Source organism: Pedobacter puniceum (genome assembly GCF_009674685.1).
Classification (GTDB): Bacteria; Bacteroidota; Bacteroidia; order Sphingobacteriales; family Sphingobacteriaceae; genus Pseudopedobacter; species Pseudopedobacter puniceum.
The window spans coordinates 52,134-65,396 of the sequence record NZ_WKJI01000001.1 but is presented as its reverse complement, the minus strand read 5'-3'; the positions used below and the strand labels follow the sequence as shown (position 1 = coordinate 65,396).

Below are 13,263 nucleotides of genomic sequence, written 5' to 3'. Positions count from 1 at the left end.
TAAATAAATGTTGTTATTTTTTTGATTTAAATATCCCCCTTATACACTGATTATCATCAATGTACGTATAATAATTTAAATCAAATGGTTTGGAGGCGGTGTAAGCACCGATGGGTAAAATGAATTGATATAATTCCTAGGTTTTACAAAATACTTAAGATTGCCATTCGTTGGTATAGGATTTAAGCAAAACTCATAGATGTGATTAAGTTCTGAACCGTATTTTAAAAGTTTATTAATGTCTTTAGAATGATCAGAGTTATGATCTTTTGTATTGCTCTCTAACTCTAATTGAAGAATAGCTGCATTTACAGTTCCTTTATCTATACTATAAACTAAGGGCGCTACAGAAATACCCATCTTCACTGCAAAGATGAATAAGAATAATGTACTGATTAAATTAAGATATAAAGCCCTTTTCATTTAACATTATCATCAAACATTTATGTTTGATACTGGTTTCAAAATAAACTTTTTTTAGTGTCACAAAATCAATAAATTGTAAAGCTTACGATTGATAACGCTACAAATATAAATTTAGCTCTTTATATCGCAACTATTAACGTAAAAATTTATACATTCATTTTAAATCGTAAATACAGCTCAAGTGAATAAAAAATTAGATCTTCTAAATAATAAAAAAGCTGAAGCGCTAAACGGTGGAGGCCCAGAAAGAATTGCCGCACAGCATAAAAAAGGCAAGTTAACAGCCAGAGAAAGACTTCATTTCTTACTAGATGAAAACTCTTTCGAAGAAATAGGCATGATGGTTACGCATCGTTCTACCGATTTTGGGATGGATAAAGAGCAATACCTTGGCGACGGTGTGGTAACAGGTTATGGCACTATTAACAATCGCTTAGTTTATGTGTACGCACAAGATTTTACTGTTTTTGGAGGCTCTTTATCTGAAACACATGCCGAAAAAATCTGTAGAATTATGGATTTAGCAATGCAAAACGGAGCTCCAGTTATTGGTTTAAACGATTCTGGAGGAGCAAGAATACAAGAAGGAGTAGTTTCTTTAGGTGGCTATGCCGATATTTTTTACAGGAATACCTTAGCTTCTGGTGTCATTCCACAATTATCTGCTATTATGGGACCTTGTGCGGGTGGGGCAGTTTACTCTCCGGCCATCACAGATTTTATTTTCATGGTAGAAAACACCTCCTATATGTTTGTGACAGGGCCAAATGTAGTGAAGACAGTTACCCATGAAGAGGTAAGCTCAGAAGAATTAGGTGGTGCCCAAACGCATGCAACAAAATCTGGTGTTACCCATTTTGCTTGCGCAAATGAGATTGAGGCTATCCAACATCTCAAAAAAGTTCTTTCTTACATTCCTCAAAACTGCGAGGAGCCTGCACCCTCTTTAAATTATCAGGCTGGAAACGAAAGAAGAGAGAAACTCAACACCATACTTCCAGAAAACATACAACAGCCATACGATGTAAGAACCATTATAGATGAAGTTATAGATGAACAATCCTTTATGGAAGTTCATAAAGATTATGCAGAAAACATTGTGGTAGGTTTTGCTAGGCTAGCAGGAAAAAGCATAGGTATCATTGCTAATCAGCCAGCATTTCTTGCGGGTGTTTTAGATATCAATTCATCAAAAAAAGCGGCTCGCTTTGTTCGTTTTTGTGATTGTTTTAATATCCCACTTCTGGTTTTTGAAGATGTACCTGGCTTTTTACCCGGTACAGACCAAGAATGGAATGCTATCATCACTAATGGAGCTAAATTATTGTTTGCTTTTAGCGAGGCCACCGTTCCGCGTATAACCGTTATTCTCAGAAAAGCTTATGGTGGTGCTTACGATGTGATGAATTCTAAACACATTGCCGCAGACATGAATTTTGCTTGGCCAAGTGCTGAAATTGCTGTTATGGGAGCTAAAGGAGCAGCAGAGATTATCTTTAAAAAAGAAATCAGTACGGCAGAAAATCCGCAAGAAAAATGGCTAGAGAAAGAAAAAGAATATTCTGATTTATTTGCCAACCCTTATCGGGCAGCAGAAAGAGGTTTTATCGATGAAGTTATAGAACCAGCAGAAACCAGAATAAAATTGATAAAATCTTTTAAAATGTTAGAAAACAAAGTGGTGCAAAAGCCACGTAAAAAACACGGCAACATCCCGCTATAAATAATTTTAAACTCATGTGATATTTTAAGCTCAGAATTATGACACCAAACTTTACCATTGAACAAATTACCCCAGAACTTACTTGGGATATCAGACAAAAAGAACTTTATCCAGGCAGTCCTATATCAGACATTAAACTTAAAGAAGATTATTACGGACTACATTTTGGCGTTTTCACGGATAATAAATTGGTTTCTATACTATCTGTTTTTGATAAGGGTTCATCTGTACAGTTCAGGAAATTTGCCACTTTAAAGGAGTATCAAGGGAAGGGATTTGGAAAAGCATTAATGAACTTTACCATAGATTTAGCAAAAAGCCAAGGCAAAACTTTAATTTGGTGTAATGCAAGATTAAGTGCTATTAGTTTCTACAAACAATTTGGTTTTACTGAAACTGAGGAGGCTTTTACCAGAAAAGGTATTGATTACATTATCATGGAAAAAAGATTAAACTAATACAAATAAGTAAATAATATATTTGCTTTAAACATTTTTATATCAATATGGCTAAGAAAAAAGAGCAGAAGAAAGTAGAAGTAGTAAATAAAAAATCACTAGCATTTTTAGAACAATATATCAATAACCCATCTCCTACAGGTTTTGAGTGGGAAGGACAAAAAATATGGTTAGACTACCTAAAACCATATATAGACGAGCATTATGTAGATAATTATGGTACTGCAGTTGGTGTAATTAATCCTAAAGCAGACTATAAAGTGGTTATAGAAGCTCATGCCGATGAGATTTCTTGGTTTGTAAACTATATCACTAGTGATGGTTTAATTTATGTTATCAGAAATGGGGGTTCAGATCATCAAATAGCGCCTTCTAAAAGAGTGAATATCCATACAGAAAAAGGAATAGTAAAAGCTGTTTTTGGATGGCCGGCAATACATACTCGTCATGGTGGTGAGAAAGAAGAAACTCCTCAACTAAAAAATATTTTTCTTGATTGTGGCTGTACTTCAAAAGAAGAAGTTGAGAAATTAGGCATACATGTAGGTTGTGTAATCACTTATGAAGATGAATTTATGGTGCTTAACGACCGTTATTATGTTGGAAGAGCACTAGATAACCGCGTTGGTGGCTTTATGATTGCTGAAGTTGCAAGACTTTTACATGAAAACAAAGTTAAATTACCGTTTGGATTATATATCGTAAACGCTGTACAAGAAGAAATTGGTTTAAGAGGCGCAGAAATGATAGCACATAAAATAAAACCAAACGTGGCTATAATTACCGATGTAACGCATGATACCACTACACCTATGATTAGTAAAATTACTCAAGGTGAATTGGCCTGCGGAAAAGGGCCTGTTATTTCTTATGCCCCTGCGGTACATAACAACCTTAACAAGCTTTTAATTGATAGCGCTGTTAAAAACGATATTCCTTTCCAAAGACAAGCTTCGTCTCGCTCTACTGGTACAGATACAGATGCCTTTGCTTATTCTAATGATGGTGTGGTATCAGCTTTAATTTCTTTACCCTTAAGGTATATGCATACAACGGTAGAAATGGTTCACAAAGATGATGTAGACAATGTAATTAAACTCATCTATCAATCGTTGTTAAATATTAAAAAGAATCAAGATTTCAGATACATCAAGTAATGAACATTAGAGCCAAAAAAAATTTAACTACAGCCGGAATATTTATTATTTCGGCTTTGTTTGCTTTTAAAGCAGTAGCCCAAAATATTAGTGGCTACCAAAAACCACCAAAAGAAATTGCTAGCATCATAGAGAATACGGTAAACAGAAATATCGTGATTAGTGGTAAAGGCAAATACATGGCTATTTTACAAGAACCAGGCTATCCTTCCATCAAAGAAATTTCTCAACCTTTATTAAAACTTGCAGGTTTACGTATCAACGCAACTAATAGCAGTAATAATGGTACTTCAAAATATTCTTCAGTAACAATTAAAAACATTGAATCTTCTAAGGAGTTTCCTATTACAGGACTTCCAAAAGATGCACAGGTTGGTCATTTAGTATTCTCTCCAATAGAAAATCAGCTAGCATTTGCAGTATTTTTAGATAATGAAACACAACTCTGGACAGCATCTACCAGCACTGGTATAGCACAAAGATTAACTAACTTTTCTTTAAATGACACTTACGGAAAACTAATGGAATGGACGCCAGATGGTACTGCCATCTTAGCTAAATTTAATTTAGACAACCGCAAAGCACTTCCAGAACAAGATTTCACACCAGATGGTCCAATCATCACAGAAAATTTAGGTGAAAAATCTCCAGCCAGAACTTATCAAGATTTACTTAAAAATCAATATGACGAATTGCTGTTTGATTATTATTTAACATCGCAAATTAAAATGGTTTACCTTAACGGGCAAGCCGTAAATTTTAATAGACCTGGCATTTACAAGAACTTTAGCTTCTCGCCAGATGGTAATATGGTGATGGTTTGGACCGTTAACAAACCTTATTCTTATTATGTACCTGTAAGCAGATTCCCTTACGATGTTGAAATTTTCGACAAATATGGCAAGCTCACAAAAAAACTTGCTCAGGTACCTCTAGCAGATAAATTACCTTCTGGCTTTGACGCTGTAATAAAAGGTCCACGGGAATTTCAATGGAGAGCAGATAAGCCCCAAACTTATATTTGGGTAGAAGCACAAGACCAAGGAGACCCGTCAGAGCGGGTTTCTATCAGAGATATTGTGTATATGCAAAATTTAATGAGCGATGATAAACCTGTAAAATTAACCTCCTGCTATTTAAGATTTAATGATATTGTTTGGGGAGATGATCAAATTGCTATTGTTACAGAAAGATGGTGGAAAACCAGAGCAGAGCGTCGTGTTTTTATTAAACCTGGAAATCTAAGCTATCGTGTTAACCTTTGGGATAGGTATTACGAAGATGCATATAGTGACCCTGGACAATTTGTGACAGTTAAAAATGAGTTTAACAAGAACGTATTATTACTAGAATATAATTCTCTTAAAAGAGTTACAGATCCTAGCAATATCAATATCTTTTCTATATCAGAAGGCGCTTCATCTATCGGAAACAGACCATTTCTATTAAAATTTAATGTTAAAACTAAAGTTACAGATACGCTTTTTAGATCTAAAGCACCCTTTTATGAAAGGCCTATTTATTTTACCAATCAAAATAAGCTCATCATCAGTAGAGAATCTAATATAGAACCTGCAAACTATTACAGCATTGATTTAAATAGAAGAAACCAAACACAACTAACTTTTTTTCCAAATCCAAATCCTGAGCTTTTTGGTGTAATAAAAAAACCTATCAGCTATAAAAGAGCAGATGGATTGAATTTAAATGCTACTTTATATTTACCTAAAGACTATCAGGTTTCGCAAGGCAGACTACCCGTATTGATGTGGGCTTACCCTCGTGAATTTAAAACGGCTGCTGCTGCAGGTCAGGTTAAAGGCTCTCCCTATCAATTTACCCGTATATCTTGGGCCTCTCCTATATTTTGGGTTACACAAGGCTTTGCCGTTTTAGATAATGCAGATATGCCTATTGTTGGCGAAAGTAACGACCAGCCAAATGATACTTTCATTGAACAATTAAAAGAAAATGCACAAGCGGCTATTCAGAAATTAAATGATTTAGGCATCGGAGATCCTAAAAGAGTAGCTATTGGCGGTCATTCATACGGAGCGTTTATGACCGCAAATTTACTGGCCCATACCAATTTATTTGCAGCTGGCATTGCTAGAAGTGGTGCTTACAATAGAACCCTTACCCCTTTTGGTTTCCAAGCAGAGGAAAGAACCTATTGGGAAAGCCCAGATGTTTATTATAAAATGTCTCCTTTTTCTTATGCTGATAAACTTAAAACACCTTTACTTCTTATACACGGCGAAGCGGATGATAATTCGGGTACATTTCCTATACAAAGTGAAAGATTTTTTAGTGCATTAAAAGGTCATGGTGCTACAAGTAGGTTTGTTTTATTACCTAATGAGGCGCATAGTTATAGAGCCAAAGAATCTGTACTACATATGTTATGGGAAATGGATACTTGGTTAAAAACTTATGTTAAGGACAAAAGAGAAAGTATTAAACAAATCAACAGCTCTTTAAAAAAATAATTTTCCAACTTATTTTTCAATTTTAGGCAAGAGAATTGCAAAGCTATAGAACGTTGAATTTAACATGAACGCTTTCAAGAAGTTTTGCCTTTAACATAGAATAATTTTTTAATTTAGAGCAATTTTTAAGCTACCCAGAAAAGATGGGTAAGAACTATAATTTATATGAAAAAACCTACTTTATTAATCTTAGCCGCAGGGATGGCCAGCCGTTATGGCAGTATGAAACAAATTGATGGATTTGGTCCTAATGGAGAAACCATTATTGACTATTCTATTTACGATGCTATAAATGCTGGATTTGGCAAAATCTCTTTCATCATTCGTGAAGAGTTTGCAGAGAACTTCAAGGCTATTTTTGAACCTAAACTAAAAGGAAAAGTAGAAACCGATTATGTTTTTCAAACTTTTGATTTAAAAAAATACGGTATAGATAAAGACATCTATAGAGAAAAGCCTTGGGGAACCGGTCATGCTATCTTAGAATCTAAAAATCAAATTAATGAACCATTTTGCGTAATTAACGCAGATGACTACTATGGTTTTGAAGCATTTGAAAAAATGGTTCAATTCTTAAATAACGAATCTGCTGAAGATAAATATTGTATGGTAGGTTACAAAATTGGAAACACTTTATCAGAAAACGGTGCTGTTTCTAGAGGTGTTTGCCAAACCAACGATAGCGGCGAACTTGCAGCTATTAATGAGCGTACTAAAGTTTATCCAGAAAATGGCAAAATTTATTACGAAGAAAACGATGAGAAAGTAGAGCTTTCAGCTTCTACTCCAGTTTCTATGAATTTTTGGGGATTTACTCCTTCTGTTTTTCCTATTGCAGAAAAACTTTTCAAACAATTTGTTGAGGAGAATCAAGATAAACCAAAAGCAGAATTCTTTATCCCTTTAATTGCAGATTATCTCATCAAATCTAAAGAAGCATCTTTTAAAGTTATCCCAACTGATGAAAAATGGTTTGGTGTTACTTATAAAGAAGATAAACCTATTGTACAAGAAAGCATCAATAAACTAGTTGCAACTGGTGTTTATCCTAGCAAACTTTGGTAGTAATAATATCAAATAATATAAAAAAGAAAAGCCTGATTGAAATTCAATCAGGCTTTTCTCTTCATCAGTAAACTATTACTTCTTATCCTCGTCTTTTACTTCTTCAAAGTCTACATCAGTAACATCATCAGCACCAGCTGAAGCATTGTCTTGAGGCGCACCTTGTGCTTGTCCTTCTGCTCCAGCCCCTGCTTTATACATATCCTCAGAAGCAGCAGCCCAAGCTGTATTTAATTTCTCAGAAGCGGCATCTATATCAGCAAAGTTCTTAGCTGCGTAAGCATCCTTAAGTGCTTTCAGAGCATCTTCAATAGCTCCTTTTTTATCAGCAGGGATTTTATCACCATACTCTTTCAATTGTTTCTCTGTAGAGAATACAAGTGCATCAGCGGCATTAATCTTATCTGCTTCTTCTTTTGCTTGTTTATCTGCTTCCGCATTTCTTTCTGCCTCTTCTTTCATTTTCTTGATTTCCTCGTCAGATAATCCAGAAGATGCTTCAATTCTTATTTTTTGCTCTTTACCTGTTGCTTTATCTTTAGCGCCTACGTGTAAAATACCATTAGCATCAATATCAAAAGTTACTTCAATTTGAGGAACTCCTCTTGGCGCTGGTGGTATACCATCCAAATGGAAACGCCCTATAGTTCTGTTATCTTTTGCCATTGGACGCTCACCCTGTAAAATATGAATCTCTACAGAAGGCTGATTGTCTGATGCAGTAGAGAAAGTCTCTGATTTTTTAGTAGGGATGGTTGTATTAGCTTCAATTAGTTTTGTCATCACACCACCCATAGTTTCAATACCTAAAGAAAGCGGAGTAACATCTAATAACAATACATCTTTAACCTCACCAGTTAAAACGCCACCTTGGATAGCTGCACCAATCGCTACAACCTCATCTGGGTTAACACCTTTAGAAGGTGCTTTACCAAAAAACTTCTCAACCGCTTCCTGTATGGCCGGGATACGAGTAGAACCTCCTACTAAGATAATTTCATCAATATCAGAAGTTGATAAACCAGCATTTTTCAAAGCCGACTTACAAGGCTCAATAGTACGCTTAATTAAATCGCTAGCTAACGATTCGAATTTTGCTCTAGATAAGTTGCGTACCAAGTGCTTAGGTCCGGTAGCATCAGCAGTAATATAAGGTAAATTTATCTCAGTTGAAGTACCACTAGAAAGCTCAATTTTCGCTTTTTCAGCAGCTTCTTTCAAACGTTGTAAAGCCATAGGATCTTTAGTTAAATCCATTCCATTTTCAGCTTTAAACTCTTCTGCTAACCAATCAATAATTACTTGATCAAAATCATCACCACCTAAATGGGTATCACCATCAGTAGATTTTACTTCAAACACACCATCACCCAACTCTAAGATAGAAACGTCGTGTGTACCACCACCGCAGTCAAACACAACAATTTTCATATCCTTATTGGTTTTATCTAAACCATAAGCTAAAGCCGCAGCGGTAGGCTCATTAATAATTCTTCTTACTTTCAATCCTGCAATTTCACCAGCCTCTTTAGTAGCTTGTCTTTGTGCATCATTGAAATAAGCAGGAACTGTAATAACGGCTTCAGTAACTTCAGTACCTAAGAAATCTTCAGCTGTCTTCTTCATTTTCTGAAGTGTCATAGCAGAAATTTCTTGAGGCGTATATTTTCTATCATCAATCTCCACACGTGGAGTGTTGTTATCTCCTTTTACAACTTTGTAAGGAACACGTCCAACCTCTTTAGTAACTTCATCAAAGCTGTTACCCATAAAACGCTTTACAGAATAAATAGTCTTAGTAGGGTTAGTAATAGCCTGGCGTTTTGCAGGATCACCAACTTTACGCTCACCACCTTCAACAAATGCTACAATTGATGGTGTTGTACGCTTTCCCTCGCTGTTTGCTATAACTACAGGCTCATTACCCTCCATTACTGCAACACAAGAGTTTGTTGTTCCTAAGTCTATACCAATAATTTTTGACATACTATATAAATTTATTATTTACAAATCTTTAATAAACCAACATTATCAATGCCTATGCCAATAGAATTTTGACAGGATTTTATATATATTATTTTAAAACCTATACATTTTTGAGACAAATACACATCCCTTGAATGACATGTTGTCAGATTTTATTTTGAAGAGCAAAAGCAGTATTTTATCACTTTCGCTAGTCCGGCTATCCATTCTTATTGGCTTCGTAAACTACGCCAATACCATTGCTATCCGGTCTATTTTACATGAGGTATTGCTACTATTAATCTGCTTAACTCTACTATACTAGTCAATTTATAATTACCTCAAACACTGTAAACAATCTTACTTAGCCCTATAAACAAAAAGCCCTAACCAAAGGGTTAGGGCTTTTTGTTTATCTTATTTGGATAATTATGCTTTTTCTTCTTCAGAAGAATCGCTAGAAGTTTCTTCTTGTGCTGGCGCTTCAACAACTTCCTCTGTCGCTGCCTCCGCAGCAGGAGTAGCTTTTTTAGCTTTACTACCAGAACCTCTTCTACGAGTTGATTTTTTCTCAACTTTAGCTTCTGCACCGTAAACCTCATTAAAGTCTACCAATTCTACAATAGCCATTGAAGCGTTATCACCTAAACGATTACCCAATTTAATGATACGAGTGTAACCACCTGGTCTTGATGCAATTTTCTCAGCTACCTCGCGGAATAAAGTTGTAACAACTTCTTTGTTTTGTAGCAATTGAAATACTGTACGACGAGAGTGAGTAGTATCATTTTTAGACTTAGTTAAGATAGGCTCTACATAAGTACGTAAAGCTTTTGCTTTTGCTAAGGTTGTAGTAATACGCTTGTGTAAAATAAGCGAAGATGCCATGTTAGATAACATCGCCTTACGGTGACTATCTGTACGACCTAAATGATTAATTTTTTTTCCGTGTCTCATTACTATATTAATTTTCGCATACCGTCAGCTCAAGCCCCTATGGCGAGCCGGGAATTATGCGAGATTTTCGCTTTTATATAATCTTTGAAAGATTATTCTTCGTCTAATTTAAATTTAGACAAGTTCATACCAAAAGATAAACCTTTTGATTTTACTAGTTCTTGAATCTCTGTTAATGATTTCTTACCAAAGTTTCTGAATTTTAACATATCAGCAACATCATAAGAAACCAATTCTGCTAATGAACGAATATCAGCCGCTTTTAAGCAATTTAAAGCTCTTACAGAAAGATCTAAATCAACCAATTCAGTTTTTAAGATTTTACGCATGTGTAAAACTTCCTCATCAACTTCTTTAGTTTCTTCTTTTGCTTGAGACTCTAATACTAAATTCTCATCAGAGAATAACATAAAGTGCTGAATTAAAATTTTAGCAGCCTCTTTAAGTGCTTCTTCAGGATGGATAGAACCATCAGTAGAAATATCTAAAAGTAATTTCTCGTAGTCAGTCTTTTGCTCTACACGATAGTTTTCTATAGTGTACTTAACGTTCTTGATAGGAGTATAAATTGAATCAATTGCAATTACACCTACCACAGCGTCAGCATTTTTATTCTCCTCTGCAGAAACATATCCTCTACCTTTGTTGATTGTTAATTCAATCTCTAAGGTAACAGAGTCTTCCATGTTGCAAATAACAAAATCAGGGTTTAAAACCTCAAAATTGTTAGAGAACTTAGAAATATCTCCAGCTTTGAAACTTTCCTGACCATTGATAATCACAAAGATTTTTTCTGAATCACCAGACTCGCCTGTTTTCTTAAAACGAACTTGTTTTAAATTTAAGATGATATCTACAACATCTTCTGCCACACCTTTGATGGTAGAAAACTCATGTGATACACCTGAAAAACGAACTGAGGTAATTGCGTAACCTTCTAATGAAGATAACAGGATTCTTCTTAAAGCGTTACCTATAGTAACACCAAAACCAGGTTCTAATGGACGAAATTCAAACGTACCATCAAAATCTGTAGATTTCTGCATAATTACCTTGTCAGGTTTCTGAAATGCTAAAATTGCCATTTATTTGCCTTATGTTTTATCGTTAATTCTTAGATAAACAACTAATTGCCAACTTCGTTAGAAATTGGCAATTAATCATTTTATCATTATTTAGAGTACAACTCGACGATTAAGTTTTCCTTAATATTTTCAGGAATACTATCACGATCTGGATACTGTAATAATTTACCAGTTAAGGTTTTTGCATCCCATTCTAACCAGTTATGTTTATTAATAGTACGGCCAGCTACCGAGTTACTAATTGCTTCTAGTGATTTTGACTTCTCACGAACTTCAATAACATCACCTGCTCTTAAAGTATAAGATGGGATATTAACAACTTCACCATTAACCATGATGTGTCTGTGAGAAACTAATTGACGAGCACCTGATCTTGTTGGAGCGATGCCTAAACGATATACAGTGTTATCTAAACGAGCTTCTAAAAGTTGTAATAAGTTCGTACCTGTAATACCTTCTCTTGAAGATGCTTTCTTAAATAAATTAGAGAATTGCTTTTCTAATACACCATAAGTGTATTTTACTTTTTGTTTCTCCATTAACTGAACAGCATATTCAGATTGTTTTCCTCTTCTTTTTGAAGCACCATGTTGCCCAGGAGGATAATTTTTTCTTTCTAATGCCTTATCAGGGCCAAATATTGGCTCTCTGAATTTACGAGCGATTTTGGACTTTGGTCCGGTATATCTTGCCATTTTATTGTGTTTAAAGTATCATCCTAACCAAGTGCTAGGAGAATCTTAGCTTTAAAATTTATTAAACTCTTCTTCTTTTAGGAGGACGACATCCATTATGAGGTAGAGGAGTTATATCTTTTATAGTTGTAACTTCCAAACCTGAATTTTGTAATGTACGAATTGCAGACTCACGACCTGAACCTGGACCTTTTACAAAAACCTCAACTTTACGTAAACCTAAATCGTGTGCTGCTTTACCACAATCAATTGCTGCTTGTGAAGCTGCGTAAGGTGTATTCTTTTTAGAACCTTTAAAACCTTGCTTACCTGCTGAAGACCAAGAAATAGTTTGTCCTTGATTATTGGTAAGAGTAATGATTATGTTATTAAAGGTAGCGTTGATGTGTGCTTGACCAACTGGCTCAATAACAACAACACGTTTTTTAGTAACTTTTTTTGACTTAGCCATTTTTTACTATCAATTATTATTTAGTAGCCTTTTTCTTATTAGCAACAGTTTTTCTCTTTCCTTTACGAGTACGAGAATTGTTTTTAGTTCTCTGTCCGCGTAATGGTAAGCCTTTTCTGTGGCGTAATCCTCTGTAACATCCAATATCCATTAAACGTTTAATGTTTAATTGTACTTCAGAACGCAGTTGTCCTTCAACTTTAATTGATTCTGAAATGATGTTACGGATGGCTGTTAATTCTTCATCGGTCCAATCTTGAACTTTTTTATTGAAATCGATTCCAGCTTGAGCCAAAATTGACTGTGCTGTACTTCTACCGATTCCAAAAATATAAGTAAGGCCGATCTCTCCTCTTTTGTTTTTTGGTAAATCTATACCTGCTATCCTTGCCATTTATTATTTGTTGATAGTTTAAAAATTTCGATTAACCTTGACGCTGCTTGTACTTAGGGTTCTTTTTGTTGATCACGTATAATTTTCCTTTTCTACGGATCACCTTACAATCAGCGCTGCGCTTCTTAATGGATGCTCTAACTTTCATTTTCTTATTTATATCTATAAGTAATTCTACCTTTAGTAAGATCATAAGGAGACATCTCCAACTTCACTCTATCTCCAGGTAAAATTTTGATGTAGTGCATTCTCATCTTACCAGAAATATGTGCTATGATCTCATGACCATTCTCTAATTCAACACGAAACATCGCATTAGATAATGCTTCTTTTATTACTCCGTCTTGCTCAATAGAGGATTGTTTAGCCATATAATAATCTTTGTGTATTTAATTTTA

General features: G+C 34.9%; 14 protein-coding genes. 5 read left to right on the top strand and 9 right to left on the bottom strand.

The features are described from left to right. Positions 1–75 precede the first annotated feature (75 nt). Positions 76–423 (bottom strand): hypothetical protein, encoded by a 348-nt coding sequence (locus GJJ64_RS00400; RefSeq protein ID WP_154285817.1) that lies wholly within the window; start codon positions 421–423, stop codon positions 76–78. 184 nt (positions 424–607) lie between these two features. On the opposite strand from GJJ64_RS00400, the gene GJJ64_RS00395 reads away from it, so the two are divergent. The 5 genes from GJJ64_RS00395 (at position 608) to GJJ64_RS00375 (ending at position 7,318) form a co-directional block, all read left to right on the top strand. Further along, positions 608–2,149 (top strand): acyl-CoA carboxylase subunit beta, encoded by a 1,542-nt coding sequence (locus tag GJJ64_RS00395; protein ID WP_317162884.1) that lies wholly within the window; start codon positions 608–610, stop codon positions 2,147–2,149. 38 nt (positions 2,150–2,187) lie between these two features. Continuing rightward, positions 2,188–2,607: a GNAT family N-acetyltransferase gene (locus tag GJJ64_RS00390; RefSeq protein ID WP_154285816.1), complete on the top strand. Its 420-nt coding sequence runs from the start codon at positions 2,188–2,190 to the stop codon at positions 2,605–2,607. A 47-nt stretch (positions 2,608–2,654) separates the two neighbouring features. Beyond that, complete coding sequence (locus GJJ64_RS00385; protein ID WP_154285815.1) at positions 2,655–3,764, top strand: M42 family metallopeptidase; 1,110 nt, start codon at positions 2,655–2,657, stop codon at positions 3,762–3,764. Then, complete coding sequence (locus GJJ64_RS00380) at positions 3,764–6,253, top strand: S9 family peptidase (RefSeq protein WP_154285814.1); 2,490 nt, start codon at positions 3,764–3,766, stop codon at positions 6,251–6,253. The genes GJJ64_RS00385 and GJJ64_RS00380 overlap by 1 nt, the downstream gene beginning before the upstream one ends. 165 nt (positions 6,254–6,418) lie before the next feature. Further along, positions 6,419–7,318, top strand: a complete 900-nt coding sequence (locus GJJ64_RS00375; protein WP_154285813.1) for a nucleotidyltransferase family protein — start codon at positions 6,419–6,421, stop codon at positions 7,316–7,318. 75 nt (positions 7,319–7,393) lie between these two features. Here GJJ64_RS00375 and dnaK read toward each other — a convergent pair whose 3' ends face one another. The 8 genes from dnaK to infA all read right to left on the bottom strand — a co-directional run bounded on the left by dnaK (position 7,394) and on the right by infA (position 13,236). Beyond that, entirely contained in the window at positions 7,394–9,304 is a 1,911-nt protein-coding gene (gene dnaK, locus GJJ64_RS00370; RefSeq protein WP_154285812.1) for a molecular chaperone DnaK, read from the bottom strand. 408 nt (positions 9,305–9,712) lie between these two features. Then, positions 9,713–10,240: a 50S ribosomal protein L17 gene (gene rplQ, locus GJJ64_RS00365; protein ID WP_154285811.1), complete on the bottom strand. Its 528-nt coding sequence runs from the start codon at positions 10,238–10,240 to the stop codon at positions 9,713–9,715. A 92-nt stretch (positions 10,241–10,332) separates the two neighbouring features. Next, on the bottom strand, positions 10,333–11,325 hold the full coding sequence (locus tag GJJ64_RS00360; protein WP_026904315.1) for a DNA-directed RNA polymerase subunit alpha: 993 nt from the start codon (positions 11,323–11,325) through the stop codon (positions 10,333–10,335). 86 nt (positions 11,326–11,411) lie between these two features. Then, positions 11,412–12,020: a 30S ribosomal protein S4 gene (gene rpsD, locus GJJ64_RS00355; RefSeq protein WP_026904314.1), complete on the bottom strand. Its 609-nt coding sequence runs from the start codon at positions 12,018–12,020 to the stop codon at positions 11,412–11,414. Between the two features lie 61 nt (positions 12,021–12,081). Then, positions 12,082–12,471 (bottom strand): 30S ribosomal protein S11, encoded by a 390-nt coding sequence (rpsK, locus tag GJJ64_RS00350; protein WP_026904313.1) that lies wholly within the window; start codon positions 12,469–12,471, stop codon positions 12,082–12,084. 16 nt (positions 12,472–12,487) lie between these two features. Next, positions 12,488–12,865 (bottom strand): 30S ribosomal protein S13, encoded by a 378-nt coding sequence (gene rpsM / locus GJJ64_RS00345; RefSeq protein ID WP_154285810.1) that lies wholly within the window; start codon positions 12,863–12,865, stop codon positions 12,488–12,490. A 31-nt stretch (positions 12,866–12,896) separates the two neighbouring features. Continuing rightward, on the bottom strand, positions 12,897–13,013 hold the full coding sequence (gene rpmJ, locus GJJ64_RS00340; RefSeq protein ID WP_081659260.1) for a 50S ribosomal protein L36: 117 nt from the start codon (positions 13,011–13,013) through the stop codon (positions 12,897–12,899). 4 nt (positions 13,014–13,017) lie between these two features. Next, the gene (gene infA / locus GJJ64_RS00335) at positions 13,018–13,236 is read right to left on the bottom strand and encodes a translation initiation factor IF-1 (RefSeq protein WP_013633164.1); all 219 of its coding nucleotides are present in this window, start codon (positions 13,234–13,236) and stop codon (positions 13,018–13,020) included. Positions 13,237–13,263: the final 27 nt, after the last annotated feature.